We start from the raw sequence: 25,510 nt of genomic DNA, 5'->3' as shown, positions 1-25,510 counted from the left end.
TGACCAAGTCAATGCGGACGGGGTACTTTTTTGGCCGATTGCTAGCCGATCACCAGCAGCAGATCGCCACCTTGGACCTGCTCCACCGAAGAAATGGCGAGCCGCGAAACCGTGCCTGCCACCGGCGTCGTAATTGACGCTTCCATCTTCATGGCCTCAATGGTGGCAACGGTGTCGCCTGCGTTGACGACGTCCCCTGCCTTGACCGTGACGGTGACGGCACCGGCGAACGGAGCCGCTACCTGGCCCGGCTGCGCGGGGTCGGCCTTCTCCGCAGCCTTGACGTTGCTGACCACGGATCGGTCCCGGACAACCACGGGGCGGGACTGGCCGTTGAGGGTACACATGACGGTACGCATGCCCTTCTCATCGGCCTCGGACACAGCTTCCAGCTGTGCGATGAGGCGCACGCCCTTCTCCAGCTCGATCACGTGCTCTTCGCCGTGCTGGAACCCATACAGGTAGTCACGGGTATCGAGCACCGAGATGTTTCCGTAGCTTTCAACACTCTTCAGGTAGTCCTTGGTGGGCCCTGCGAACAGGAGCCGGTTCAGTGTGTGCTGTCGGGTCTTGGAGTCACCCTTGAGGGCTGCACTGTCCTCGGCGCTGATCTCCACGTCGCGGACCTTGACGCTGCGTCCCTGGAGGGCCTTGGTGCGGAACGGCTCGGGCCAACCTCCCGGAGGATTACCGAGTTCGCCCGACAGGAAGCCGATCACGGAGTCCGGGATGTCGTAGTTCTGCGGATTCTCGTTGAAGTCCGCAGGATCTGCGTTCAGTCCTACCAAGTGCAGTGCGAGGTCGCCCACCACCTTGGAGGACGGCGTCACCTTGACCAACCGGCCGAGGATCCGGTCAGCTGCGGTGTACATATCCTCGATGGCTTCGAACTGCTCCCCTAGGCCAAGGGCAATCGCCTGCTGGCGGAGGTTGGACAGCTGGCCACCAGGGATCTCGTGCTGGTAGACACGGCCTGTGGGACCCGGCAATCCTGACTCAAAGGGAGCGTAGACCCTGCGGACCGCTTCCCAGTAGGGCTCCAGGGCACCCACATTGTCCAGGCTCAATCCGGTGTCACGGGGAGTGTTGGCCAAGGCCGCAACCAGTGCAGACGCTGCGGGCTGGCTGGTGGTTCCTGCCAGGGAAGCTGCTGCTACGTCAACGGCGTCCACGCCTGCGTCCACGGCCGCCAGGAGGGTTGCCAGCTGGCCGCCCGCGGTGTCGTGCGTGTGCAGATGGACCGGAAGGTCGAACCGCTCACGCAGCGCCGACACCAGCTTCGCGGCGGCTGCGGGACGCAACAAGCCGGCCATGTCCTTGATCGCAAGGATGTGCGCACCGGCGTCGACGATCTTTTGCGCGAGGTCCAGGTAGTAGTCAAGCGTGTACAGGTCCTCGTTGGGATCGAGGAGGTTACCCGTGTAACACAAGGCCACTTCGGCCACAGCCGTACCGGTCGCACGCACAGCGCGGATGGCCGGCGCCATCTGGTTCACGTCATTGAGGGCGTCGAAGATACGGAAGATGTCGATGCCCGTGGCGGCGGCTTCGTTGACGAATGCCTCCGTCACTTCTTCCGGGTAGGGGGTGTAACCGACGGTGTTGCGTCCGCGGAGCAGCATCTGGATACAGGTATTCGGCAAAGCCTGCCGCAGAGCGGCCAAACGGTCCCAGGGGTCTTCGCCAAGGAAGCGGAGCGCGACGTCGTACGTCGCTCCACCCCATGCTTCGACGGAAAGAAGTTCCGGCATCAGGGCCGTCACAGCGGGGCCCGCAGCCACCAGGTCCCGCGTACGGACGCGGGTGGCCAGCAAGGACTGGTGGGCGTCCCGGAACGTGGTGTCCGTAACCGCCAGTGCCTGCTGTTCACGCAGCGCCTTCGCGAAGCCTTCCGGCCCCAGTTCCTGCAGTTTCTGGCGCGAGCCGGAGGTGGGAACCGGACCTTCAATGGCCGGAAGTTTGCTGGCCGGGTCGGTGTGGACCTTCAGCTCGCCGTTGGGCTTGTTCACCGTGACGTCAGCGAGCCAGGTGAGGAGCTTGGTTCCACGGTCTGCTGAGATGTGGGACTTGAGGAGTTCGGGGCGCTTGTCGATGAAGTCCGTAGCCACGTTGCCCGCGTTGAAGTCGGGATCGGCGAGAACTGCCTGGAGGAAGGGAATGTTCGTGGAAACGCCGCGGATGCGGAACTCCGCCAGCGCCCGTCGTGCGCGGGCTACAGCAGCGCCATAGTCCCGGCCACGGCAGGTGAGTTTGACCAGCATGGAGTCGAAGTGCGGGCTGATCTCGGCACCCGAGTAGACGGTACCGCCGTCGAGCCTGACTCCAGCGCCGCCAGCGGAGCGGTATCCGGTAATCTTTCCGACATCCGGGCGGAAGCCATTGGCCGGGTCCTCCGTGGTAATGCGGCACTGAATAGCCGCTCCCTTGATGGAGACCGAGTCCTGGCTCAGTCCGAGATCCACGAGGGTTTCCCCCGAAGCAATCCGCATCTGGGCCTGCACGAGGTCGACGTCCGTGATCTCTTCGGTCACCGTGTGTTCCACCTGGATACGGGGGTTCATTTCGATGAAGACGTGCTGGCCGGCCCGTTCACCCTCGGTGTCCACCAGGAACTCGACCGTTCCGGCATTGACGTAGTTGAGGGCTTTCGCGAAAGCGACAGCATCGCGGTACAGCGCCTGGCGGATGTTCTCGTCCAGGTTTGGCGCAGGAGCGATCTCCACTACCTTCTGGTGGCGTCGCTGGAGTGAACAGTCACGTTCAAAGAGGTGCATGACGTTGCCCTCGGCGTCGGCCAGGATCTGCACCTCGATGTGGCGGGGGCGCAGCACGGCCTGCTCAAGGAACATCGTGGGATCGCCAAAGGCGGCGTCGGCCTCGCGCATGGCGGACTGCAAAGCCTCGGGCAATGCCTCGCGTGTTTCCACGCGCCGCATTCCACGGCCGCCACCACCAGCGACGGCCTTGGCGAAGATGGGGAAGCCGATCTCGTCTGCGGCGGCAATGAGCTCATCAAGGTCCTTGGAAGGCTTGCTCGACTTCAGGACCGGGACGCCGGCTTTGCGTGCCGCTTCCAGGGCTGCAACCTTGTTGCCTGCCAACTCCAGCACCTCGGCCGGAGGACCAACGAAGGTGATTCCGGCGGCTTTGGCAGCACGCGCCAGATCCGGGTTTTCCGAAAGGAAACCATAGCCGGGGTAGATGGCGTCAGCGCCGGCTTCCTTGGCGACGCGGACAACCTCCTCCACGTCCAGGTACGCGCGGACGGGATGGCCCACCTCGCCGATCAAATAAGCTTCGTCGGCCTTTTGCCGGTGGATCGAGTTGCGATCCTCATGCGGAAAGACGGCTACGGTCTTGGCGCCCAGTTCATAACCAGCGCGAAACGCCCTGATCGCGATTTCGCCGCGATTGGCCACCAGAATTTTCGAAAACATACTTCTCCTGCATCATTGCGGGTGGATCGGTCGGTGGTCACAGTGTGTAGTGCCGCCAGCATCAAACACAAATCTTTGTGGCAACCATCACAAAGGAATCGTCATGTGGACTGTATATGCGTGCGCGCGACCCGACGCCGTGCTATCGGGATAGGTTCCGTTGGCTGCCCTGGCGCGTAGAAAGCGGGAATCCGTGGCGATGCACCATATGATGTTGAGGGGGTTCGGCAAACCCCGGCTCCGGTGCGTCCGGAGCCGAATCAGCGCGATACGGCAACCGGCGTTAGGTTTTGGTTTTTCAAGTGCAAGTAGTCAGCATCAGCAGCCTCAAAGGTGGCGTCGGAAAGACGTCCGTGACCACTGGCCTGGCGTCCGCGGCCCTCGCAGCCGGCATCCCCACCCTGGTGGTGGACCTCGACCCGCACGCCGACGCCACGACGGCCCTTGGCGTGCAGCCGGGCTCGCAACTGGACATCGGCAGGATGCTGAAGAGCCCCCGCAAAGCCAAAATCCAGGAGAACGTTGCCAGCAGCAGCTGGGTTTCCAACGGCTCCAGCAACGGCACGTTGGATGTCGCCGTCGGCTCGGCCTTCACTGGAATCTATGACCGCCCGGACCTGGGGCGCCGCGATCTTCGCAGGCTGTCCACGGTGCTGGCGGGTACTGCCGCCTACGAACTTGTCCTGGTGGATTGCCCTCCGTCGCTCAATGGCCTGACGCGCATGGCCTGGAGCGCCAGTGACCGCGTGGTCCTGGTCGCTGAGCCGGGCCTGTTCTCCGTGGCCGGCACCGAGCGCACAATGCGCGCCATTCAGCTGTTCCGCCAGGAGTTCGCGCCCAACCTGGCCCCCGCCGGCATCGTTGCCAACCGGGTACGCACGGGATCGGCTGAGCACACGTTCCGCTTGGCCGAGATGGAATCCATGTTCGGGGAACTGCTTTTGACGCCCCACATCCCCGAACAGGCCAACTGGCAGCAGATCCAGGGTGCCGCGCATTCGGTCCACCACTGGCCCGGCGACTCGGCCAAGAATTCCGCCAAGCTCTTCGACGCCCTGCTCCAAAACCTCGTGGAAGGCCAATCCGCCGTGCGGGACCGCCGTCAGCGGTAGCCTCCCCGCTCCTACGCAACACAAAAAGGGCCTCTCCCCTGTGGGGAAGAGGCCCTTTCTGTGTCCTGCGAATTCTTTGTGGTTGGTTCCTAGCCGATACGGCGCGCTACCCGGCGCTTGCTCAATTCGTCGTCCGGAAAGGACTGCTCGGCGGCGTGCTCGCTCGGAAGAGCGGCCAGGCTTCCCTCAACTTCCCGCCATACGCGCCCCACGGCGATACCGAACACACCCTGTCCGCCCTGCACCAGATCAATGACTTCATCAGCGGACGTACATTCATACACGCTGGCGCCATCGCTCATCAGGGTGATTTGGGCGAGGTCCTCGACGCCGCGCTCCCGCAGGTGCTCCACCGCGGTCCGGATCTGCTGAAGTGAGACTCCAGTGTCGAGCAGGCGCTTCACCACTTTGAGGACCAGGATGTCCCGGAAGCCATACAAACGCTGCGAACCGGAGCCGGCGGCCCCGCGGACTGCAGGTTCAACCAGGCCCGTACGCGCCCAGTAGTCGAGTTGCCGGTACGTGATGCCTGCGGCTTTACAAGCGGTGGGGCCGCGGTAGCCCGCGTCCTCGTCCAGCACAGGAAGGTCCTCTGTGAAGAGCAAACCTTGGGCGCCTGATGCGGGCGCAGCAATGGTGGCAGAGGACTGCTTCAGCTCGCCTGCTTCGCCTTTCGGACTCACGTGACCTCCTTGTTCTCAGTTCCCTTGGGGACGGTGCACACACCCATACAACACCGAAATGCAGCATTGTAATTCCCACAAGACGGCACCTTCCAGTGTGACTTGCGTGGGCAGCGGATGCAACGGGAACTTGATACCTTCGACGTTAGGCCCGCGGAGGTCCGAAATCAAAGACCTTGGGCCCGAATTCACATCGTGTCGAAAGTTTCACCCTCAACTTTAGGCTTAGGGTGCCGTCAGCCCTCGAAATCCTCGGGCTCAACGTCATCGAGGAACTCACGGAAGCGGCGCATCTCACGCTCTTCGTCCACCGTTGGATCCGGTTCCGAGTCTTCGCCTTCGTCGTGTTCGGTAATGCGGACGCCGGCTTCTTCCATCACGGCATCGGCACACCAGATACGGCATTTGGCCCGCAAGGCAAGTGCCAACGCATCCGACGCGCGCGAACTGACTACCGTGCCGTCGTCGAACTGCAGTTGTCCGTAAAAGATGTTGTCCTCTACAGCGACAATGTTGACGCTGATAATCGAATGCCCCAACGACTCCACCACGTCCACCAGGAGATCATGGGTCATGGGCCGTGGAGGGACGACGCCCTGCTGGGCAAGGGCAATGGCGCTGGCCTCAGGGGTACCTATCCAAATGGGAACATGACGCTCGCCATTGAGTTCCCGCAGGAGGACCAGCGGCTGGTTGGACGGCAGTTCGATCCGGACGCCGACGATTTCGACCTCGATCATCAGCCGTCCATCCGGGAAATATGTCCGTGGACCAAGGCCCTGTGAAGAGTCAGGCAGAGGTCACTGATCTCGCGGGCGGCCTCGGCTGCCCGCGCTTGGGACGCCGCGTCGCGGCGGGATGTCAACGGAGCGACGGCCCGTTCGACCAACCCAAATTCTCGTTCCGCAGCAGCCTGGAAAGGACGGAGGTGACGCGGTTCCAGTCCATGGCTCTCCAGTTGGACACATGCCCTGGCGACCTGAAGGGCGTGTTCATCGAACCTCCCGCCGCTATGGCTGATCAGTCCGAAACTCAGGAGCGACTCCAACAACGGCACGCTGGCGCCGGACTCGGCACGCAATTGTTCCTCCGTCAGGGCGCGGGCACGCCCCTGCACGTCTGCCGCCATCTCGGCGGAGACCACCCGGGGAGAAACCGTGACGCCCGGCGGGAGGTTTTCGGGGCGCTCTCCACGGTCGATGGCGTCGAGGTAGTCCTTGATGACTTTGAGCGGCAAGTACTGGTCCCGCTGCAGGGCCAGCACAAAACGGAGCCGCTCCACGTCGTGATCGGCGTACTGCCTGTAGCCGGCAGGAGTCCTCTTCGGGTTTATGAGGCCCTTTTCCTCGAGGAAACGGATCTTGGACGCAGACATCCCCGGAAAGTCGTCGCTCAGCTGAGCAAGGACTTCCCCGATGTTAAGGACCTGCGGTCCGCGGCGGTCCGGCTGGGCAATAGCCACAGGCAGATACCCCGTCAGACTTGGCCTGCAGCGCGGACAGGGCTCAGGTAGTAGGTCAACCGGAACTTGCCGATCTGGACCTCGTTGCCGCTCTTGAGCTGCACGCGGTCCACGCGGTCGTGGTTGACGTACGTTCCGTTGAGGCTGCCCATGTCCACCAGCTCAAAACCGGTAGCCGTCCGGAGGAACTGGACATGCTTCCGGGACACGGTGACATCGTCAAGGAAGATGTCCGCATCGGGATGGCGTCCAGCCGTGGTGGTGTCTGCATCGAGCAGGAACCTGGCACCGGCGTTAGGGCCGCTGTGCGCGATCAGCAACGCCGAGTTCGGCGGCAGGGCGTCAACCGACGCCCGCTCCTCGGCACCCAGCTGGGGTGCGATGCTGGGCTCATCCCACGTTGGCGTGATGCTGATCGAGGTGGTCTCCGACGTAGGCTGCTCCTCCGCGCCGTTCCCGACATTGGCTTGATTCTGTTCGCCGCCAACCATGGAATTTCCTCCTCATCCGCTGGCATTTCCAAACCTGCCAGCACTTCCGCATCCCGGTACCGCCGGGCAAATCGGTTCCCGGCCCGCCGTACCCCCTCCCACAAGGGGAAACGGCCTGACGGGCCAGATAACTTTAGCCTACCTGTTGTTCGTACTCCGATGCACTGAGCAGGGAATCCACGGCATCTGCCTCGGCCAGTTTTACTTCGATCAGCCAACCTTCGCCGTAAGGGTCGGAGTTGATGAGGGCAGGATCAGTATCAAGGGCGTCATTGCGGTTGATGACTTCTCCCGTCACCGGAGCGTAGATGTCACTGACACTCTTGGTCGACTCGACCTCCCCCACCACTTGGTTTCCGGTGACTTTGGTGCCCGGTTCGGGCATCTGGGCGTATACGACATCGCCCAGCGCGTCCTGGGCGAAGTCCGTGATGCCAATCCGCACCACCCCTTCGGAGTCCGGGGCGGATACCCATTCGTGTTCCGCGGTGTAGGACAGGTCTGCTGGAATATTGCTCACGGGTGGCCTTTCATCGGGATATTGACGAATCTCGACGGCGGCCCGCAATGCTGGCCACCGCTGAAAGTATAGGCACATTTCCCCTGCACCCAAGGGGGTCTCTGCCATGATTGACCCATGACTGAACAAGCACAAGTACCAGCTCGGAAAAAGGGCAATGCGGGGGTCAAAGCCATTCTGGTACTGGTGGCACTGCTTGTCGCCACGGGCGCCTGCTTTATCCTCGGCGCAGTACGGCAGAGTCTTGGAGCGAGCGTCCCGGCCGGGATGTTTTAGAGCTTCGTCTTCACCTTCTGTCAAAACCCGCCACGGAATAGTCCGTGGCGGGTTTACTTTTCGCCGGGTGGCTGAGCCTCAGGCGACAGTCGCCCGGCGTGGTTCGCGCTCGACGTCGGACGCTGCAGCAGGTGCCGGGACTCCCCCGCGCTTGGCTGCGGCTGCAGCAATGACCATGACCACAAGTGCTGCGACAGTGATGCCCGCGCCGGCCCAGATGGGAGAGGTGTAGCCGAGACCGGCTGTGATGGTGACCCCACCAAGCCAGGCCCCCAGCGCATTGCCCAGGTTGAAGGCACCAATGTTCGCACCGGACGCCAACGTGGGCGCTGTGGAGGCGAAGTGCATGACCCGCATCTGCAGGCCCGGAACTGTCGCGAACCCAAACCCGCCCATCAACGCCAGGGATACCAGGGTGGCTATGCTGTTGGACGCAGTGAGGGCGAAGAACACCAGCACGAGGACCAGCCCCGCGAGAATTACGATGAGCGTCTTATCCAAGGCTTTGTCAGCTGCCTTGCCGCCGAGGAAGTTCCCCACAAAGAGTCCGCCTCCGAACAGCACCAGGAGCCACGGCACCGCACTGGACTCAAAACCGGAGACTTCGGTCAGGGTGAAAGCAATGTAGGTGAAAGCGCCGAACATTCCGCCGAAGCCCAGAATGGTGACCAGGATCGAGAGCCAGACTTGGCCGGACTTGAAGGCACCCAGTTCGCTGCGAAGGCCCTTGGTAGGTTCCGTGCTGGCCTTGGGGACCATGAGCGCGATGCCGAGGAGGGCGATGACGCCAATCGCAGTGATCGCCCAAAACGTGGAGCGCCAGCCGAAGTTCTGGCCCAGGAGGGTTCCAAAGGGCACGCCCAGCACATTGGCGGCGGTGAGGCCGGTGAACATGATGGCGATGGCTCCGGCCTTCTTGTGGGGCGCGACCAGACTTGCGGCCACTACCGACCCGATACCGAAGAAGGCTCCGTGGCATAGCGCGGCGATGATGCGTCCAATCAGCATGGCCGTGTAGCTGTCGGCGATGGCCGACAGGAAATTGCCGGCGATGAAGAGGACCAGCAACCCCATAAGGACGGGTTTGCGTGGCAGGCGGGTTACCGCAGCCGTCACCAGCAGGGCACCGACGGTGACGCTCAGGGCGTAACCGGAAATGAACCATCCGGCAGATGCCTCGCTGACGTGGAAGTCGGCAGCAACCTCCGGCAGGAGGCCCATGATCACGAATTCGGTTAATCCGATGCCGAATCCGCCTAGGGCGAGGGCAATCAACCCTGCAGGCATGTAAAGCTCCTTATCTGGGTGGTTTCCGGGAAGTGGAAGTGCGCCGCCGGGAACCGTAGAATAATAGTTGCAGACGCTCTATATATAGTTGCACACGCTAGATACTTGCGCAAGCAACTACATTTGGGTGAGTCTGTCGGAGGCCGGCTAAACAACGGAGGAGCACAGCAAACATGGGCATCAAGGATGACGCCGTCGAGGTTCGGGCACAGGGCTGGCGGACCCTTGCGGCCCTGCATGGAAGCATCGAAGCGGAACTGGAGAAGGCACTCCAGGCTGCTAGCGAGTTGTCCGTCGTCGAATACACGGTCCTGGACGCCTTGAGCCGCCAGGACGGCTGGCACATGCGGATGCAGCAACTGGCCCGCGCCACGGCCCTGTCCAGCAGCGCCACTACCCGCCTGGTCAATCGGCTTGAAGATCGCGGGCTCCTCACCCGCATCCTGTGCGCAGACGACCGCCGGGGCATCTACACCGAACTGACAGGGGCCGGGCAGAAGCTTCTCGAGGCAGCCAAGCCGGTCCATGACGACACCTTGGCAGCTGCATTGGATGCCGCCGAGGCCGTGCCGGAGCTTGAACCCCTCGTCCGGGCGCTCGGCGCGCTGCAGAAGGCCTAGCCAGGTCCCGGTCTTGTCCGTTTCCCCCGGGCGTTGAACGCAGGGATTAGCGGACAAGCCCGGGTGAACTTGGCATGTTAACGACCAAAGGCCGGAATCAACGCGTTTCCGCGTGATTCCGGCCTTTATGGTCGGGCTGACAGGATTTGAACCTGCGACCCCTTGACCCCCAGTCAAGTGCGCTACCAAGCTGCGCTACAGCCCGCTGGTTCCACCGTTCTCCGCCTAAGTTTTCCTCCGAAGAGTCCCACCTAAGCAGTCCGGCCGAACCACCTCCAAAAGCTTACACGAAGTTGGAGGGTGCCAACGCCATCTCAGCCAAACTCGGCTGTGATGCCCGTCTCACTCAGCGCTTCTTGCCACGCTTCTCGCGGACGCGCATGTTGACTTCGATGGGCGTGCCCTCGAAACCGAACGTTTCGCGGAGGCGGCGGGTAATGAAACGGCGGTATCCCGGGTCCAGGAAGCCGGTGGTGAACAGTACGAACTTCGGCGGCCGGCTGGATGCCTGGGTGCCGAAGAGGATACGCGGCTGCTTGCCACCACGGACGGGGTGCGGATGCGCAGCGACCAGCTCGCCCAGGAACGCGTTCAGGCGTCCGGTGGGAATGCGGCGGTCCCAGCTCTCCAAGGCCGTGTCCAGGGCAGGGACCAGGCGGTCCTTGTGCCAGCCGGTCTTGGCTGAGATGTTGACGCGCGGCGCCCACTCGACGTGTGCCAGGTCCTGCTCGATTTCGCGCTCAAGGTACCGGCGGCGTTCGTCATCCAGCAGGTCCCACTTGTTGAACGCGAGAACCAGCGCACGGCCGGACTCGATAGCCAACTGGAGGATGCGGACATCCTGTTCACTGAGGACTTCGTCGACGGCAAGAAGCACGACGGCGACCTCCGCCTTTTCGAGCGCAGCCTGCGTACGCAAGGAGGCGTAGAAGTCAGCACCCTGCGCCATGTGCTGGCGACGGCGGATACCGGCAGTATCCACGAAGCGCCAGGTGCGGTCGCCGAGTTCGATGAACTCGTCAACCGGGTCACGCGTAGTACCGGCCAAGGTGTCAACCACTACGCGCTCGGAGCCCGCAAGCTTGTTCAGGAGCGAGGATTTGCCCACGTTCGGGCGGCCGATCAGTGCGATACGACGAGGTCCGCCCGTGCGGTCCACGCCTTCAACCAGGGAATATTCGGGCAGCGTGTCCATGACGTGGTCAAGGAGGTCGGCGACACCACGGCCGTGGAGCGCGGAAACGGGGTACGGCTCGCCAAAGCCAAGGCCCCACAGGGTAGCCGTATCGGCTTCCTGGGCGAAGTCGTCAACCTTGTTGGCCACCATGATGACCGGCTTCTTGCTCTTGCGGAGCATCTTCATGACGCCCTCGTCCGTGGCGGTCGCGCCCACGGCGGAGTCCACCACGAAGAGCACGGCGTCGGCGAGTTCCACAGCCATCTCGGCCTGCTCGGCGACCCGGGCGTGGATGCCCTTGGCGTCGTGCTCCCATCCACCGGTGTCCACGAGGGTGAAGTTGCGGCCGTTCCAGTGGGCCGAGTACATCACGCGGTCGCGGGTCACACCGGGGGTGTCTTCCACGACGGCTTCACGGCGGCCCAGGATGCGGTTGACCAGGGTGGATTTGCCCACGTTCGGCCGACCGATGATCGCAAGGACGGGGTCCAGCTTCAGGGGGCCTTCGTCGCCCTCGTCGCCGTACTCGCCACTGAGCAGTGCCGCATCTTCTTCATCGAGCTCGTAATCGTCCAGGCCCGCCCGGAGCGACGCGGCGCGGAGTTCGGCCTCCTCGTCATCCAGGGCAGCCAGGTTCTCCGCCACCTGGTCGGTGCCGGTGGGCGTGTATTCGTCGTCGCCGGCTCCGTGGAGTCCGGATTTTTGAGTCGTATCGCTCATTGCACTTTCCTTAGGGGTGGTCTGCCGGCGTCCCGGCTACTGCTGTTTGGCGGTGCTGCGAAGTGGGCGCTTCGGGCGCAGGCTCGCTGGGGAGGTCCTGGCCCGTGGCCCGGATGGCGTCCTGGACGTGTTCAGCCAGGGCCTCGCGGATGTCCGCAGCCGCCCTGTCCATTGAAACACGCCCGGGTTCGCCCTTCCGGCGCTTCACCGTGACTGGTTCGCCGAAGCTGACATAGAGCTTCCGGCGTGGTTTGGGGATATGGTCCCGATGCTCATCGCCCTGGCGGGTTCCAAGAATGGCGACCGGAATGACTGTCGCGGCGGAGTTCAGTGCCAGCCAGGCAACTCCGCTGCTGATGCTTTCCGCGGATCCGCTCCCCCGGCTTCCTTCCGGGAGAATACCGACGCAGTGACCGGCGTCGAGCAGTTTCTTGCCCGAATGCAGGGCCGCGCGGTCGCCGGAACGGTCCACGGGGATCTGCCCGGAGCCCCTGAGGACCTTGCCGAGGATACCCGTGAACATCTCCTTCTTGACCAGAATGTGCATGGGACGGGGCGAAGCACCGAACATGACCGGGCCATCGAGCAAGCTGATGTGGTTGGCGGCGAAAACCACCGGGCCTGCCGCGGGCACGTTGCTTTTGCCTGTAACTACTGTCCGGTAGACAACATGGTCAATGATCCATCCGATGGGTCGGCTCCACAGCCGGCTCCATTGCGCGGGGAGCTGGTTCTTAGTCGCCATAGATGACCTTGCTGACGATAGCCAAGGCGGTATCCACCGTCTCCTCGAAGTCCAGGTCCGAAGAATCAAGTGTCACTACGCCGTCGGCTGCCTGCGTGAAGTTCACTACCGTGGAGTCCTTGGCATCCCGCTGGATGACCTGGGCGGCAAGTTGTTCCTTGCTTTGCGTACCGCCCAACTGGATCCCACGACGCCGGAGCCTGGCTTCCTCGCTGGCTGTCAGCAGCATGCGGACCTCGGCATTGGGTACCACGACGGTGGTGATGTCGCGCCCCTCCACCACCATGCGGTGGTGGTGCTGTCCGATGAGCTCCCGCTGCCGGCGAATGAGTTCCGTGCGCGCACCAAGGGTGGTGGCGACCGCACTCACGGAAGAAGAAATCAGGGGGTCCCGGATCTCTTCCGTGATGTCCGTTCCGTCCACGGCTACGTACTCCGTGGCTGTGGACGTGCTGATTTCCAACGGAATCTTCTTGGAGGCGTCCTCCACCGCTGCGCCGTCGTGAAGGTCCACACCGGTCTTGAGGCAGTACCACGTCAAGGCGCGGTACATGGCGCCGGTGTCGAGGTACGCCAGCTTCAAACGCCGGGCCACCTCTTTGCTGACGCTGGACTTCCCCGAACCTGACGGGCCATCGATGGCTATCACCAAAGGCTTGCCGGGGCGGGCAACCGTTTCCGGGCCAAAGAATTCTCGTGTCATTACTGGAGTACCCGCCATCCACGGTCAGTCAGGGCTTCAACAAGGAGGTCGTGTTTGCTGGGAAGCACGGAGAGCTCCACCATGCCCACGTTTTGGCCCGACGAGTGGTCCAGCCGGAGGTCTTCGACGTTGACACCGATTTCCCCAATCTCCGTGAGGAGGTGCGCGATCTGGCCCGGCTTGTCGTCCACCAGGATGGTGAGCCAGGAGTATGCCTGCGGGGGCCCGCCGTGCTTGCCCGGAATCCGAGCCTGCCCCGCGTTGCCCTCGCTGATGAGTTGCGCCAGGTCGAGGCGGGCACCGGGCGCCAGCGGCTCTTCCAGGGTTCCGATCAGGCGGTTCAGGTCCTCGCGGACACCATGCAGGATCGACACCACTTTCTCCGCGTTGCCACCCAGGATCTGCACCCACAGGGTGGGATCGCTGGCTGCGATGCGGGTGGTGTCCCTGAGCCCGTTGCCGGCCAGGGACAACGCATGGAGCGGGGTCCCCTGAAGACGGCTGGCGAGCAGGGATGACATGATCTGCGGCAAATGCGACACCAGGGCAACGGCTTCATCGTGCTCGTCCGCGGTGAACTGCGAAACAGTCGCACCGAGGTCCCCCGCCAGCGAACGGGCTGCCTGCAGGGCCGCGCTTCCGGTCTCCTCCGTGGGGCAAACAACCCACGGCATGGACGTAAAAAGCTCACCGCGCGCTGCGACTGGACCGGACTTTTCACGGCCGGCCATGGGATGGGTACCCACGTACCGGGTGAGATCGACGCTCCGCTCCCGGAGTTCACCCTGGATGCCGGCTTTAACGCTGGCGATATCGACGACGACGGCGGACGGGTAGTCCACCAGCGCCTTCTCCACCACATCGGCCGTGACGTCAGGCGGTGCGGCAACCACGACAAGCTGAGGCTGCTGGTCCAGCTCCGCCAACGGGCGGCCCGCGCCGATATCCACGGCGACCGCCTGGTTGGTCGGTGACGGATCAAAAAGGAACACGGGAACCCCGCGCCCGCGCAGGCCCAGGCCTATGCTGGCCCCAAGCAGGCCTGTACCGAGAACGACGACCGGGCCATCGAGATGGCCCCGGCCGTGCGTACCGAATGCCGACATGCCCTAGAGCCCTACGGATGCCAGGAGGTGTCCGACTTCCTGCCTGCCAAGGTTGCGGATGCTGCCCTGTCGCTGGTCGCCCAAACCGATGGGGCCGACCTTGACGCGGACCAGCCGCTCCACCGGGAAGCCGACGGCGTCGAACATGCGGCGCACAATACGGTTCTTGCCGGAGTGGAGGACAACCTCGATCAGGACGTGGCCGGGAGTGGAATCGACCAGGCGGAAGGAATCCACTGCGGCGACACCGTCTTCAAGCTCGACGCCGCTCTTCAGCTTCGCGCCAACACCCTGCGGGAACGGCCCGCGGACCTGGACGAGGTACGTCTTGGGTACCTCGTAGGAAGGGTGCGTGAGGCGGTTGGCGAGTTCGCCGTCGTTCGTCAACAGCAGCAGTCCCTCGGTGGCGACGTCCAAGCGGCCCACATGGAACAGGCGTTCGCCCTTGTTCTTGTTGTTCTTGAGGAAGTCGCTGATGCAGGGACGACCCTCCGGGTCTTCCATGGTGGAAACGACGCCCTTGGGCTTGTTGAACACCATGTAGACGAGTGTTTCGTCGAGCTGGATCCGGATGCCGTCAACGTGGATCACGGCAGCCGTGGGATCCACGCGCATGCCAAGCTCGGTGGTCACTACACCGTCAACCTCGACGCGACCTTCGAGGATCATTTCCTCGCACACGCGGCGGGAGGCCACGCCGGCCTGCGCCATGACCTTCTGCAGGCGTACGCCGTCTGCGTCGTGGAGGTCAGACTGCGGGACTTCCTGGCGCGGGCCGCGGTTGCGTCCCGGCTTACGGATGGGACCCAGGTTCTGGCCGAATCGTTCGCTGCCGAACGCTTTGGAGCCGAACTGCTTGGCCTGCTTCGGTTTGGGCTTCAGCGCACCCGGAGTACCGGGTGCCTTGCCAAAGCCGGGCTTGTTGGAGCCGGGCTTACGGAAAGGCTTAGCAGGCCGGGCAGCCTGGCCGCGGTCGTAATCGCCGGCCGATGTGGGGTTGTCGGGATCAAAGGGAGCCGCTTCGCGCGGCTTCGAAGCCTTGAAAGGGCGACCCTCGCCCTGGGTGAAGTTGCGCTTCCCAGCGCCGGCGCTGCCGCCGCGGCCCGAAAAGCCGCCGGCGTTGGAGCGGCCTGCGCCGCCCTTGGCCTCATTGCGTCCGGAGCTGTTGCGTCCCGAACCGTTACGTGGTGAACTCTGGCGTCCCGCCTGTGTCATGACCCGTCCTTGTGTAGTAATGGCCAGCTTTCCGTGCTGCAATCAACACTAGCCAGCCGGACAGACATCGTCTGCCCCTTGTTGCTGTGCACCTTTTGCGGTGCTTGTATCCGTATTAAGTTCTGGTGCCGCCGTCTGTGGCCGTTGGCTACATCCGGGTGGCGTCGTAGTACTCGTCGATCCCTTCCAAACCAGGAAGGTGGGGCGAGAGCTGGGGCAGTTCCGCCACCGAGCCGATGCCCATGCGTTCGAGGAAGTATGAGGTTGTCCTGTACAGGACCGCCCCGGATTCGGGATCGTTTCCGGAGTCCTCGATCAAACCACGCTGGGTAAGAGTCCGGACAACGGAATCAACGTTGACGCCTCGAATCGCGGACACCCGGGCCCTGGAGACCGGTTGCCGGTAAGCAATAACCGCCAGGGTCTCAAGCGCAGCCTGAGTCAGCCTGGTGGTCTGCCCTTCAAGGACGAACCTGCCCACGATGTCGGCAAAATCCGACCGCGAATAGATCCGCCACCCTCCGGCGACGTTCCGCAATTCAAAACCCCGGGGTGCAGTGCTGGCATCGGCAAAGCCGACAGCATCCACGTCCGGGGCTTTAACAGTATAGCCGCTATACTCCCGCTGCAGGTCATGCAGCAAATCCTCGACGACGGCGACCGTCACGTTCAGTCCTGCTGCCAGTTCTTCGGTGGTGGCGGGTTCGTCGATGACCATAAGGACAGCTTCCAACGCAGCACGGGCTCCACCTGGCAGTCTTTCGAGCGCAGCCAGCCCGTCCGGCTCCATTTCCTGCTCACTCATTGTTACTGTCTCCATCGTTCCCGGATTCGTCGGCGCCTGGCATTGGCCCGTATTCCTCACTCAGGCTGGAACTGTCCCACGCGGCATCATCACCGGTCCAACGCACCGTCAGCACGGCAAGGGGCTCGGGCTGCTCGAAGGCAACCACCCGGTCCCGGAACATCTCCAGCAATGCCAGGAAGCGCGCCACCACTGTAAGGGTGCTCTCGGCATCGGCTGTCAGCGCGTTGAAGGTCAGGGGTGCGCCCAGCTTCAAGCGATATCCCATGATCTCCGCCTGCTCCTTCACGCTGACCGGCGGGGCATGAAGGTGGTCCAAGCCAACTTCCGGGGCCACCGTGTCCTTGGGCTTGAGTGCCTTGGCCGCCAGTTCCGCGAACTGTCCGGGCGTGTGCCGCCACACGAGTTCCGGGAGCAATGCCGCGAAATGGCTTTCCAGGGCCACCTGCCGCGGGTAGCGGAGTGCCTCCTCTTCCAGGGTCCCGCCCAGTATCCCGGCGATTTCCTTGAAGGCCTTGTATTGCAGGAGCCGGGCAAACAAAAGGTCCCGGGCCTCGAGGAGTGCAATGTCTTCCGCGTCTTCCACCTCGCCGGCGGGAAGGAGGCGCGCCGCTTTCAGGTCCAGCAACGTAGCGGCGATGACCAGGAACTCGCTGGCTTCGTCCAACGCCCAGTCCTCCCCCAGTTCCTGCAGGCGGCGGATGTACTTGATGAACTCATCGGTGACGGTGGCCAACGCGACTTCGGTGATATCCAGCTTGTGCTTGGATATCAGGCCCAGAAGGAGGTCGAAGGGCCCGGTGAAGTTGGCCAGCCGAACCTCGAAGCCCGGCTTCCGGGCCTCGGAGGTGCCGGCGTCGGACGCGGTCTCCCCTACGGCCGGTGGCGCGGCCGTGGGAGTGTCAGTCATCGGGGCGAGCGACGGTACCACCGTCGGCTACGGCGCGCCGCCGCGCGAAATCAGTTCCTTGGCGAGGCGGCGGTAGGCGTCTGCGCCAATGTGGTTACCGGCGTAGCTGGTGATCGGCTCGGCCGCTACGGTGGCATCGGCGAACTTGATGGAGCGTTTGATGACGGTCTCGAAGACTTTGTCGCCAAAGGCCTCAACCAGGCGGGAGATCACTTCGCGGCTGTGCAGCGTGCGGGCGTCGTACATGGTTGCCAGGACACCGTCCACCTGCAGGCGCGGGTTGAGGCGGTCCTGCACCTTTTCGATGGTCTCCACCAGGAGTGCTACCGCGCGCAGGGCGAAGAACTCGCAGATCAACGGGATGATGACGCCGTGTGCTGCCGTCAGCGCATTGACGGTCAGGAGGCCCAGCGAAGGCTGGCAGTCGATCAGGACGACGTCGTACTCATCTTCGACGCTCTTCAGTGCGCGGTCCAGGACCTGCTCGCGCGCTACTTCGTTCACCAACTGGACTTCGGCCGCGGAGAGGTCGATGTTGGCAGGCAGGAGGTCCACGCCTTCCACTCCGGTCTGCTGGATGGCGTCACGGATACTGACCTTGCGGTCCATGAGGACGTTATAGACGGTGAGGTCGAGCTCGTGCGGATTCGCACCCAGCCCAGCGGACAGGGCTCCCTGGGGGTCGAAGTCCACCAAAAGGACACGCCGGCCGTACTCTGCGAGCGCAGCCGCGAGATTGATGGTGGACGTGGTTTTGCCGACGCCACCCTTTTGGTTGACCATGGCGATGACTCTCGCCGGGCCGTGGGAGGCCAACGGAGCGGGTTCCGGAAATTCCCGATAAGGGCGCCCGGTGGGCCCCATGACGGCGTCTTCCAGATCGAGCCCGGTACCTTCCAGCGTTGCGGAACCCCGTTCGATGCTCACGTATCCAACCACTCTTTCGACGACGATCTTCCCTGCTGCTGCGCCCCCGGCTACAGCGCTACTACCCACCTAGGCTACAGGCCCCGACACGGTATTCCGGGGAACTTGACATTGGCCGCGTATTGAGCCTTGACCCTCTAGTTGAAGTCGAAGGTTCCGGTTCACGACGCCGGGCCGGGCCTTGGGAGCACCGAAGGCCGGCACCCCAACAGGTGCCGGCCTTCGTTTCATTACGTGCTTCGCGGTGTGGTGCTAGACCGTTGCTTTTTCCCGGGACTCACCTTCGGGGGCAGTTTCCTCGTCGCTGCCATGGGCGATCATGGTCTGCTCGTCGAAGGGTTCGTTGCCGGAGAGGACGCGCTCCACCTGGCTGTTGTCGATTTCCTTGACCCAGGTGCCGATTAGGACCGTGGCCACGGCGTTGCCCGTGAAGTTGGTCAAGGCGCGGGCTTCGGACATGAAGCGGTCGATTCCGACGATCATTCCCACGCCGCCCAGGAGCTCCGGCTTGTGTGCCTGAAGGCCGGCGGCCAGTGTTGCCAGGCCTGCACCGGTGACACCGGCAGCGCCCTTGGAGGCGATGATCATGAAGATGAGCAGGGAGATCTGGGCGCCGAGGTCCAGCGGCGTGCCCATGGCGTTGGCGACGAACAGGGACGCCATGGTCAGGTAGATGGCCGTACCGTCCAGGTTGAAGGAGTAACCCGTGGGGACCGTGACGCCAACAACCGGCTTGGAGACACCCAAGTGCTCCATCTTGGCGATGAGGCGGGGCAGGGCAGCTTCGGAGGAGGACGTGGAGAAGATGAGCAGGTATTCGCGGGCCAGGTACTTCATGAGCCGGAAGATGTTGACGCCAGCGACAACCCGGAGCAGCGTTCCCAGGATGACCACGATGAACAGTGCGCAAGTGATGTAGAAGGCCAGCATCAGGGTGAACATGCTGAAGATGGCTTGTGCACCAGTTGCACCGACGACGGCGGCGATGGCCCCGAAAGCGCCGACGGGAGCCAGCCACATGATCATGATCAGGATGCGGAAGACCAGCCGTTGACCGTGGCCGATGGCCTTCAGGATGGGAGTGCCTTCCTTGCCCATCTTTTGCAGGGCGAAACCAACCAGGATGGCAGCCAGCAGGGTGGGCAGGACGGGGATGTCACCGGGGATAATTCCGAGGAGGAAGTCCGCGGTGCTGTCCGTTGCGGCCTTCTTGTTCGGGTCATAGGGGGTCAGCTTGAGTCCCTCGCCCGGGTGGATGAGGTTTCCGACGACCAGGCCGATGGCCAGGGCGAAGGTGGACATGGCCACGAAGTAGCCCAAGGCAAGTCCGCCGACCTTACCGACGGTTGCGGCCTTGGCGATCGAACCGATGCCCAGGACGATCGTGCAGAAAATGACGGGGGCGATCATCATCTTGATGAGCTTGATGAAACCGTCACCCAGGGGCTTGAGGGATTTTCCGACCTCGGGGAACAGCAGGCCGACTACGGCGCCCAGCACCACGGCCAGGATGACGGCGATATACAGGTAGTGGGACTTGTCGAGCCCCTTACGTCCACCTTTGGCAGCGACTGCCGACTCTCCTCGTTGAGAGGTCATGGGATTCTCCTTCTGGATACTGTGTAAGGCGCTGCGGTCCTGCACTGATGTCCAATCCGCTGCCCTTGTGTGATATCCATCATTGAGCCGTTGGTGACACACATCACCGTTGCGGTCATATTGGTCATGGGAGGTCCACGTGTTTCACAGCTGGAGCATCGCCCGCCGTCTGTTTGTGGCGAACCTGCTGTTCGTTCTGGCGCTGACGGCGGCTTTCGGTGCATTTTCCTTGCTGGAGGCCAGGGACCGTGCATACGGAGACGCCGGCAGCCGAATGCGTGCCATATCGACATCCATTGCCAACAATCCGCTTGTCCTTCAGGCCGCGTCCTCGGGGGATCCCTCGGCCGTTCTTCAGCCGTATGCCCTAAAGGTCATGAGTGAGGCCGATGCGGACTTCATCACGATCATGGCTCCGGACCGGACGCGCTGGACCCATCCCCGGGCCGAGGAGCTGGGCAAGCCGTACATCGGAACCATTGAACCGGCCCTGAACGGCAACACGTTCACTGAGGTCACTGCAGGGACCCTGGGGCCCTCGGTCCGGACCATCTCGCCTGTCAAAGACCAGGACGGCACGGTCAAGGCGCTCGTGGCCGCCGGGGTGACCGTGCGGACCGTGGACACTGACGTTGCCGATCGTTTGGGGGTGATCGGCGGCATAGCACTTGTGGTGCTTACCTTCGGCTCCATCGCGTCCTGGCTGCTGGGACGGTACCTGCGTTCGGTGACACGCGGCTGGGGTCCGGAACAGCTGGCCCAACTCTTCGCCTACTACGAATCCGTCCTGCACTCCGTGCGCGAGGGACTCATCCTCGTGGATACCCGTGGCAAGGCGGTGATGTACAACGACCAGGCGGCGGAACTGCTGGGCCTTGAACCGTCCGACGCCGATCGGTCCCCTGCTGCTGCCCCACGGCTGGCCGACCTGCCGTTCGATGGAAGCCTGCGGGCGCTGTTCGAGTCCGGGCGGCCGGCCCATGATGAAATCCACCTCACGGGCTCTCGGATTTTGGTGGTCAACCAGGCCCCGGCGGTGGCGCCTGTGCCTGGGCGCAGCAGGCAGAAACCGGCCGTTTACGGCACGTTGGCGACCATCCGCGACCGCACCGAGATTGAGTCCTTGGGCACTGAGCTGCAGACCATGAAGACGTTGTCCGATGCCTTGCGGGCCCAGACCCACGAACACGCAAACCGGCTGCACATGATCGTCTCGCTGCTGGAGTTGGGCCGCACTCCGCAGGCCTTGGATTTCGCCACGAAGGACCTCGAGTTGAGCCAGCAACTCACCGATGACATGGTGGCGTCCGTTGACGAACCGGTCATGAGTGCCCTGGTCATGGGTAAGGCTGCAGAAGCCCATGAGCGCGGGGTGGAACTGGTGGTCCGCACCTCCGGAAGCTCCGGTGTCCGCGGGCTTGAGATCCAGGACCTGGTAACCATCCTCGGCAACCTGCTGGACAACGCGATCGACGCCGCTGCCGCCGGTGAGTCCCCGCGTTCGGTGGAGCTGGTCGTGGAAGCGGGCGCTGCCGCCGTCGAATTTACGGTGCGGGATACCGGCAGTGGCATCAATCCCGATTCCATTGACGACGTGCTCCAGTACGGCTTCAGCACCAAATCGCCGGCAGCAAGTACGGGAGGAGCCCATGGCCGCGGGGTCGGGCTGGCCTTGGTCAGGCAGGCTGTGCAGCGACTGAACGGTACGATGACCATCAGCAATCCCGGCGGTGCACAGTTCCATGTTGTGCTTCCTGTGCCGGATCCCGAGGAAGAGCAGGCATGACAGACATCCGCGTCCTGGTGGTTGAGGACGAGCCGATAGCGTCCGATGCCCATTCCGTCTATATCGGCCGCCTCGACGGTTTCACCTTGGTGGGCACCGCACCGGATGGACAGTCGGCCCTGCGGATCCTGGGCGAATTCGCGGCATCCGGCGAACCGGTGGACCTGGTGCTGCTGGACATGAACCTGCCTGACCTGCACGGCCTGGACGTGGCCCGCCGCATGCGGTCGGCGGGCGTATTTGCCGACATCATCGCCATTACGGCTGTCCGGGAATTGAACATCGTGCGCAGCGCCGTGTCGATCGGCGTCGTGCAGTACCTCATCAAGCCTTTCACTTACGCGACATTCGCCGACAAGCTGGGCAGCTACCGGACGTTCCGTGACCAGCTGGCAGGTTCCCTGTCCGGGATTTCCAAGGCCGGGGCGTCCCAGAGCGACGTGGACCAGGCGTTCGCGAGCCTTCGCGCCCCCACGGAATTGCCCTTGCCCAAGGGGCTCTCCGGCTCGACACTGGAGTCCGTGAAGGACCTGGTGAGGTCGCGGCAACAGCCGGTCTCGGCCAGCGAAGTCATGGAGGCGCTAGGAATGTCCCGCGTCACCGCCCGCCGGTACCTGGAGTACTTGGCTGACGCCGGGACGGTTACCAGGGCAGCGCGGTACGGCACCCCGGGGCGCCCCGAAAACGAATACGGCTGGAACCGAAGCTAGTTTCTGTATACACAAAGAGCTGAAAACCATCCAACTGTCGCTTTGACACCAAGCTGTGTATACACTGATGCTATGCGCGCCAGTGACCGGGCCTACACTGCCCTCAGGGAAGACATCATCGAATGGCGCCTTCGGCCGGGCACGGTCCTGGCGGAGGTGGAGCAGTCCGAGCGCCTCGGCGTGTCCCGCACGCCGGTCCGCGAGGCGCTGGGCCGGCTCACCGCTGAAGGATTGACGACGGCGGCAGGAGGCCGCGGCGTCGTCGTTACCGATATCTCACTGGAGAACATCGACGAACTGTTTGAGTTGCGCGAGACCCTCGAAGTGCGGGCCGCGGGCCTGGCCGCCGAACGCGGCGAACCCGGGATCTTCGCCGAACTCCACGCCCAATTGCTGCTGGCTCCCGGGCTCCTCAACGAAAACGACCCCGCACGGCATGACTACTACGCGCTGGTTGGCCGGCTGGACGATGCCATAGACGCCGCCATTTCGAACACGTATATGGCCCACGCCATGCGCAGCCTCCGCGTCCACCTGGTCAGGGTCCGCCGCCTGGCAGCCGACGACTCCGCCCGGCTTCACGCGGCCGCAGCAGAACACGCCGCCATCGCAGAAGCCATCGCCGCCGGCAACCCCCGGCTGGCCGAAGCCGCAACCACACTTCATTTGCACCGCAGCCTTACCCACGTCAAAGCCACCCACACGCCTGCCTAGAAACACCACTGCCTAGAAGGAGCACCATGGTTAAAAACAATCACGTCCGTGTCTACAAGAGCGAAGAGAACCTCCCTCGCGAGGAACAACTGGCCCACAAGATCGCCGTGGTCGCCGCCGACCCCGTTGACGTTACGCCCGAGGTCACCGACATGGTGATCAACCGGATCATCGACAACGCCTCAGTGGCCATCGCCTCGCTGAACAGGGCACCGATCGTCGCTGCCCGCGCCCAGGCCCTGACCCACGGCCCGTCCGCCAACGGCAAAGGCGCCCACATTTTCGGTATCAGCGAGCAGGTCTCCCCCGAGTGGGCGGCGTGGGCCAACGGCGTGGCTGTGCGCGAACTGGACTACCACGACACCTTCCTGGCTGCGGATTACTCCCACCCGGGCGACAACATCCCGCCGATCCTGGCAGTCGCCCAGCACGTGGGCTCCAACGGCGCCGACCTGGTCCGTGCCATCGCCACCGGTTACGAGATCCAAGTGAACCTGGTCAAGGCGATCTGCCTGCACAAGCACAAGATCGACCACGTTGCCCACCTCGGCCCGGCCGCCGCCGCCGGTATCGGCACGTTGTTGGGTTTGGATGTTGAGACGATTTTCCAGTCCGTGGGACAGGCCCTGCACACCACCACCGCCACCCGGCAGTCCCGTAAGGGCGAAATCTCCACCTGGAAGGCCCACGCCCCCGCGTTCGCAGGAAAGATGGCCGTCGAGGCCGTGGACCGCTCCATGCGCGGGCAGACTTCCCCCGTGCCGATCTACGAAGGCGAAGACGGCGTGATCGCCTGGATGCTGGACGGCCCGGACGCCTCCTACGAGGTCCCCCTGCCGCTGCCCGGCGAAGCCAAGCGCGCCATCCTGGATACCTACACCAAGGAACACTCCGCTGAGTACCAGGCCCAGGCGTGGATCGACCTCGCCCGCAAGCTGAACCGCGAGCACCCCGAAACCACGGACCCGGCCAACGTAAAGTCCGTGCTTATCAAGACCAGCCACCACACCCACTACGTGATCGGTTCCGGGGCAAACGATCCCCAGAAGTACTCCCCCACCGCATCCCGCGAAACCCTGGACCACTCCATCCCGTACATCTTCACCGTCGCACTCCAGGACGGCGCATGGCACCACGTGGACTCCTACGCCCCCGAACGGGCCGCCCGCCCGGACACCGTGGAACTGTGGCACAAAGTCACCACGGTGGAGGACCCGGAGTGGACCCGGCGTTACCACTCTCTGGACATCGCCGAGAAGGCCTTCGGCGGGTCCGTGGAAATCACGCTGACCGATGGAACAGTCATCACGGATGAGATCGCCGTGGCGGACGCGCACCCCCTTGGCGCCCGGCCTTTTGCCCGTGAGCAATACATCAACAAGTTCCGCACACTCGCTGCCGGGCTCGTGGAGGACGCCGAAATCGAAAGGTTCCTCACCGCCGTCGAACGCGTCACTGAACTCGGAGCCGGTGAACTGGACCAACTCAACATCACCGCCGCCCCCGGCGTGATCAACCTCGACGCAGCCCCGAAGGGACTGTTCTAAATGCTGTACTCCACAACGACGCCGGAGCAGAAGAGGGTCAAACTCCGCGAGCTGCTCAACTCGGGTACCGTGCAGCAGTTCCCGGGAGCGTTCAACCCGCTCTCGGCCCGGCTGATCGAAGAAAAGGGCTTCGCCGGGGTCTACATCTCCGGTGCCGTCCTGGCCAACGACCTCGGCCTTCCCGACATCGGACTGACCACCCTCACCGAGGTGGCCACCCGCGCAGGACAGATCGCCCGTATGACGGACCTGCCCTCACTGGTGGATGCCGATACCGGTTTCGGTGAACCCATGAACGTGGCACGGTCCATCCAGGAACTCGAAAACGCAGGCCTGGCCGGCTGCCACATCGAGGATCAGTTCAACCCGAAGCGCTGCGGACACCTGGACGGCAAGAACGTCGTTGACATCGACACCGCTGCCAAGCGCATCCGCGCCGCCGCAGACGCCCGCCGGGACCCGAACTTCCTCATCATGGCGCGCACCGACATCCGCGCAGTCGAAGGAATCGAGGCTGCACAGGACCGCGCCCGTGCTTTGGTGGACGCAGGCGCCGACGCCATCTTCCCCGAAGCCATGCGGGACCTTGGCGAGTTCCAGGCCATCCGTGACGCCGTGGATGTGCCCATCCTGGCCAACATGACGGAGTTCGGAAAAAGCGACCTTTTCACCGTCGACCAACTCCAAAGCGTTGGCGTGAACATGGTCATCTACCCCGTGACGCTCCTCCGCATTGCGATGGGCGCTGCAGAGCGTACTCTGGAATCGATCAAGGCTGCGGGGACCCAAGAGGCTGAAGTGGAGAACATGCTCACGCGTGCCCGCCTCTACGAACTCGTGGACTATGAGGCATACAACCAGTTCGATACCGGCGTATTCAACTTCAAGGTTCCTGGCATCCGCTAGGTTCCAGTTTCATCAAGGGGAACGCAGGGTCCCATCACCGGGCCCTGCATCA

At 63.5% G+C, this 25,510-nt stretch carries 24 protein-coding genes and 1 tRNA gene; 8 read left to right on the top strand and 17 right to left on the bottom strand.

All coding sequences use genetic code 11. The annotated features are described in order from the left end of the window. Positions 1 to 41: 41 nt before the first annotated feature. Positions 42 to 3,437, bottom strand: coding sequence for a pyruvate carboxylase (locus tag LRQ04_RS12120; RefSeq protein WP_235520412.1), 3,396 nt, complete (start codon positions 3,435 to 3,437; stop codon positions 42 to 44). Positions 3,438 to 3,739: 302 nt separating this feature from the next. Between LRQ04_RS12120 and LRQ04_RS12115 the strand changes: the two genes are divergently transcribed. Continuing rightward, on the top strand, positions 3,740 to 4,549 hold the full coding sequence (locus LRQ04_RS12115) for a ParA family protein (RefSeq protein ID WP_235520411.1): 810 nt from the start codon (positions 3,740 to 3,742) through the stop codon (positions 4,547 to 4,549). Positions 4,550 to 4,638: 89 nt separating this feature from the next. Here LRQ04_RS12115 and LRQ04_RS12110 read toward each other — a convergent pair whose 3' ends face one another. From LRQ04_RS12110 to gcvH, 5 genes are all read right to left on the bottom strand, one after another. Next, positions 4,639 to 5,232, bottom strand: coding sequence for a MerR family transcriptional regulator (locus LRQ04_RS12110; protein WP_308194925.1), 594 nt, complete (start codon positions 5,230 to 5,232; stop codon positions 4,639 to 4,641). A 236-nt stretch (positions 5,233 to 5,468) separates the two neighbouring features. After that, positions 5,469 to 5,972: a bifunctional nuclease family protein gene (locus tag LRQ04_RS12105; RefSeq protein WP_231339091.1), complete on the bottom strand. Its 504-nt coding sequence runs from the start codon at positions 5,970 to 5,972 to the stop codon at positions 5,469 to 5,471. Continuing rightward, complete coding sequence (locus LRQ04_RS12100) at positions 5,972 to 6,688, bottom strand: MerR family transcriptional regulator (RefSeq protein WP_235520544.1); 717 nt, start codon at positions 6,686 to 6,688, stop codon at positions 5,972 to 5,974. Before LRQ04_RS12100 ends, LRQ04_RS12105 begins: the two co-directional genes overlap by 1 nt. Before the next feature lie 20 nt (positions 6,689 to 6,708). Beyond that, a complete protein-coding gene (locus LRQ04_RS12095; protein WP_235520410.1) occupies positions 6,709 to 7,185 on the bottom strand; it encodes an FHA domain-containing protein in 477 nt (158 codons plus the stop codon). Between the two features lie 133 nt (positions 7,186 to 7,318). Next, positions 7,319 to 7,705, bottom strand: coding sequence for a glycine cleavage system protein GcvH (gene gcvH / locus LRQ04_RS12090; protein ID WP_211711344.1), 387 nt, complete (start codon positions 7,703 to 7,705; stop codon positions 7,319 to 7,321). A gap of 117 nt (positions 7,706 to 7,822) precedes the next feature. Between gcvH and LRQ04_RS12085 the strand changes: the two genes are divergently transcribed. Beyond that, positions 7,823 to 7,981, top strand: a complete 159-nt coding sequence (locus tag LRQ04_RS12085; protein ID WP_235520409.1) for a hypothetical protein — start codon at positions 7,823 to 7,825, stop codon at positions 7,979 to 7,981. A gap of 78 nt (positions 7,982 to 8,059) precedes the next feature. On the opposite strand, the gene LRQ04_RS12080 is transcribed toward LRQ04_RS12085, so the two are convergent. After that, positions 8,060 to 9,268, bottom strand: coding sequence for an MFS transporter (locus LRQ04_RS12080; RefSeq protein WP_235520408.1), 1,209 nt, complete (start codon positions 9,266 to 9,268; stop codon positions 8,060 to 8,062). A gap of 173 nt (positions 9,269 to 9,441) precedes the next feature. On the opposite strand from LRQ04_RS12080, the gene LRQ04_RS12075 reads away from it, so the two are divergent. Then, positions 9,442 to 9,888 (top strand): MarR family winged helix-turn-helix transcriptional regulator, encoded by a 447-nt coding sequence (locus LRQ04_RS12075; protein ID WP_235520407.1) that lies wholly within the window; start codon positions 9,442 to 9,444, stop codon positions 9,886 to 9,888. A gap of 128 nt (positions 9,889 to 10,016) precedes the next feature. Here LRQ04_RS12075 and LRQ04_RS12070 read toward each other — a convergent pair. From LRQ04_RS12070 to LRQ04_RS12025, 10 genes are all read right to left on the bottom strand, one after another. Next, positions 10,017 to 10,093: transfer RNA gene (locus LRQ04_RS12070), tRNA-Pro, on the bottom strand. A 141-nt stretch (positions 10,094 to 10,234) separates the two neighbouring features. Beyond that, a complete protein-coding gene (der, locus tag LRQ04_RS12065) occupies positions 10,235 to 11,785 on the bottom strand; it encodes a ribosome biogenesis GTPase Der (protein WP_235520406.1) in 1,551 nt (516 codons plus the stop codon). 10 nt (positions 11,786 to 11,795) lie between these two features. After that, positions 11,796 to 12,530, bottom strand: a complete 735-nt coding sequence (locus LRQ04_RS12060; protein WP_235520405.1) for a 1-acyl-sn-glycerol-3-phosphate acyltransferase — start codon at positions 12,528 to 12,530, stop codon at positions 11,796 to 11,798. Next, positions 12,520 to 13,233 (bottom strand): (d)CMP kinase, encoded by a 714-nt coding sequence (gene cmk / locus LRQ04_RS12055; RefSeq protein WP_211711350.1) that lies wholly within the window; start codon positions 13,231 to 13,233, stop codon positions 12,520 to 12,522. Before cmk ends, LRQ04_RS12060 begins: the two co-directional genes overlap by 11 nt. Further along, positions 13,233 to 14,339 (bottom strand): prephenate dehydrogenase, encoded by a 1,107-nt coding sequence (locus LRQ04_RS12050; protein ID WP_235520404.1) that lies wholly within the window; start codon positions 14,337 to 14,339, stop codon positions 13,233 to 13,235. The genes cmk and LRQ04_RS12050 overlap by 1 nt, the downstream gene beginning before the upstream one ends. Before the next feature lie 3 nt (positions 14,340 to 14,342). Continuing rightward, entirely contained in the window at positions 14,343 to 15,554 is a 1,212-nt protein-coding gene (locus LRQ04_RS12045; protein WP_235520403.1) for a pseudouridine synthase, read from the bottom strand. Positions 15,555 to 15,702: 148 nt separating this feature from the next. Continuing rightward, positions 15,703 to 16,359, bottom strand: a complete 657-nt coding sequence (locus tag LRQ04_RS12040) for an SMC-Scp complex subunit ScpB (RefSeq protein WP_235520402.1) — start codon at positions 16,357 to 16,359, stop codon at positions 15,703 to 15,705. Further along, complete coding sequence (locus LRQ04_RS12035) at positions 16,352 to 17,269, bottom strand: ScpA family protein (protein ID WP_235520401.1); 918 nt, start codon at positions 17,267 to 17,269, stop codon at positions 16,352 to 16,354. Before LRQ04_RS12035 ends, LRQ04_RS12040 begins: the two co-directional genes overlap by 8 nt. 27 nt (positions 17,270 to 17,296) lie before the next feature. Further along, on the bottom strand, positions 17,297 to 18,196 hold the full coding sequence (locus tag LRQ04_RS12030) for a ParA family protein (protein ID WP_235520400.1): 900 nt from the start codon (positions 18,194 to 18,196) through the stop codon (positions 17,297 to 17,299). A gap of 252 nt (positions 18,197 to 18,448) precedes the next feature. After that, positions 18,449 to 19,795 (bottom strand): cation:dicarboxylate symporter family transporter, encoded by a 1,347-nt coding sequence (locus LRQ04_RS12025; protein WP_235520399.1) that lies wholly within the window; start codon positions 19,793 to 19,795, stop codon positions 18,449 to 18,451. Between the two features lie 139 nt (positions 19,796 to 19,934). Here LRQ04_RS12025 and LRQ04_RS12020 point away from each other — a divergent pair, with 139 nt between their 5' ends. From LRQ04_RS12020 to prpB, 5 genes are all read left to right on the top strand, one after another. Next, entirely contained in the window at positions 19,935 to 21,581 is a 1,647-nt protein-coding gene (locus LRQ04_RS12020) for a sensor histidine kinase (protein WP_235520398.1), read from the top strand. Then, entirely contained in the window at positions 21,578 to 22,291 is a 714-nt protein-coding gene (locus LRQ04_RS12015; RefSeq protein WP_235520397.1) for a response regulator, read from the top strand. The genes LRQ04_RS12020 and LRQ04_RS12015 overlap by 4 nt, the downstream gene beginning before the upstream one ends. A gap of 72 nt (positions 22,292 to 22,363) precedes the next feature. Next, a complete protein-coding gene (locus LRQ04_RS12010; RefSeq protein ID WP_235520396.1) occupies positions 22,364 to 23,005 on the top strand; it encodes a GntR family transcriptional regulator in 642 nt (213 codons plus the stop codon). Between the two features lie 26 nt (positions 23,006 to 23,031). Further along, entirely contained in the window at positions 23,032 to 24,552 is a 1,521-nt protein-coding gene (locus tag LRQ04_RS12005; RefSeq protein WP_235520395.1) for an MmgE/PrpD family protein, read from the top strand. Then, positions 24,553 to 25,458 carry a methylisocitrate lyase gene (gene prpB, locus LRQ04_RS12000; protein ID WP_235520394.1) on the top strand — a complete coding sequence of 302 codons (906 nt, stop codon included), beginning with the start codon at positions 24,553 to 24,555 and terminating at the stop codon, positions 25,456 to 25,458. Positions 25,459 to 25,510: the final 52 nt, after the last annotated feature.

Origin of the sequence: Paenarthrobacter sp. AR 02 (genome assembly GCF_021538675.1) — a bacterium.
Lineage (GTDB): Bacteria > Actinomycetota > Actinomycetes > Actinomycetales > Micrococcaceae > Arthrobacter.
This window is presented reverse-complemented; position numbering and strand designations above follow the sequence as displayed.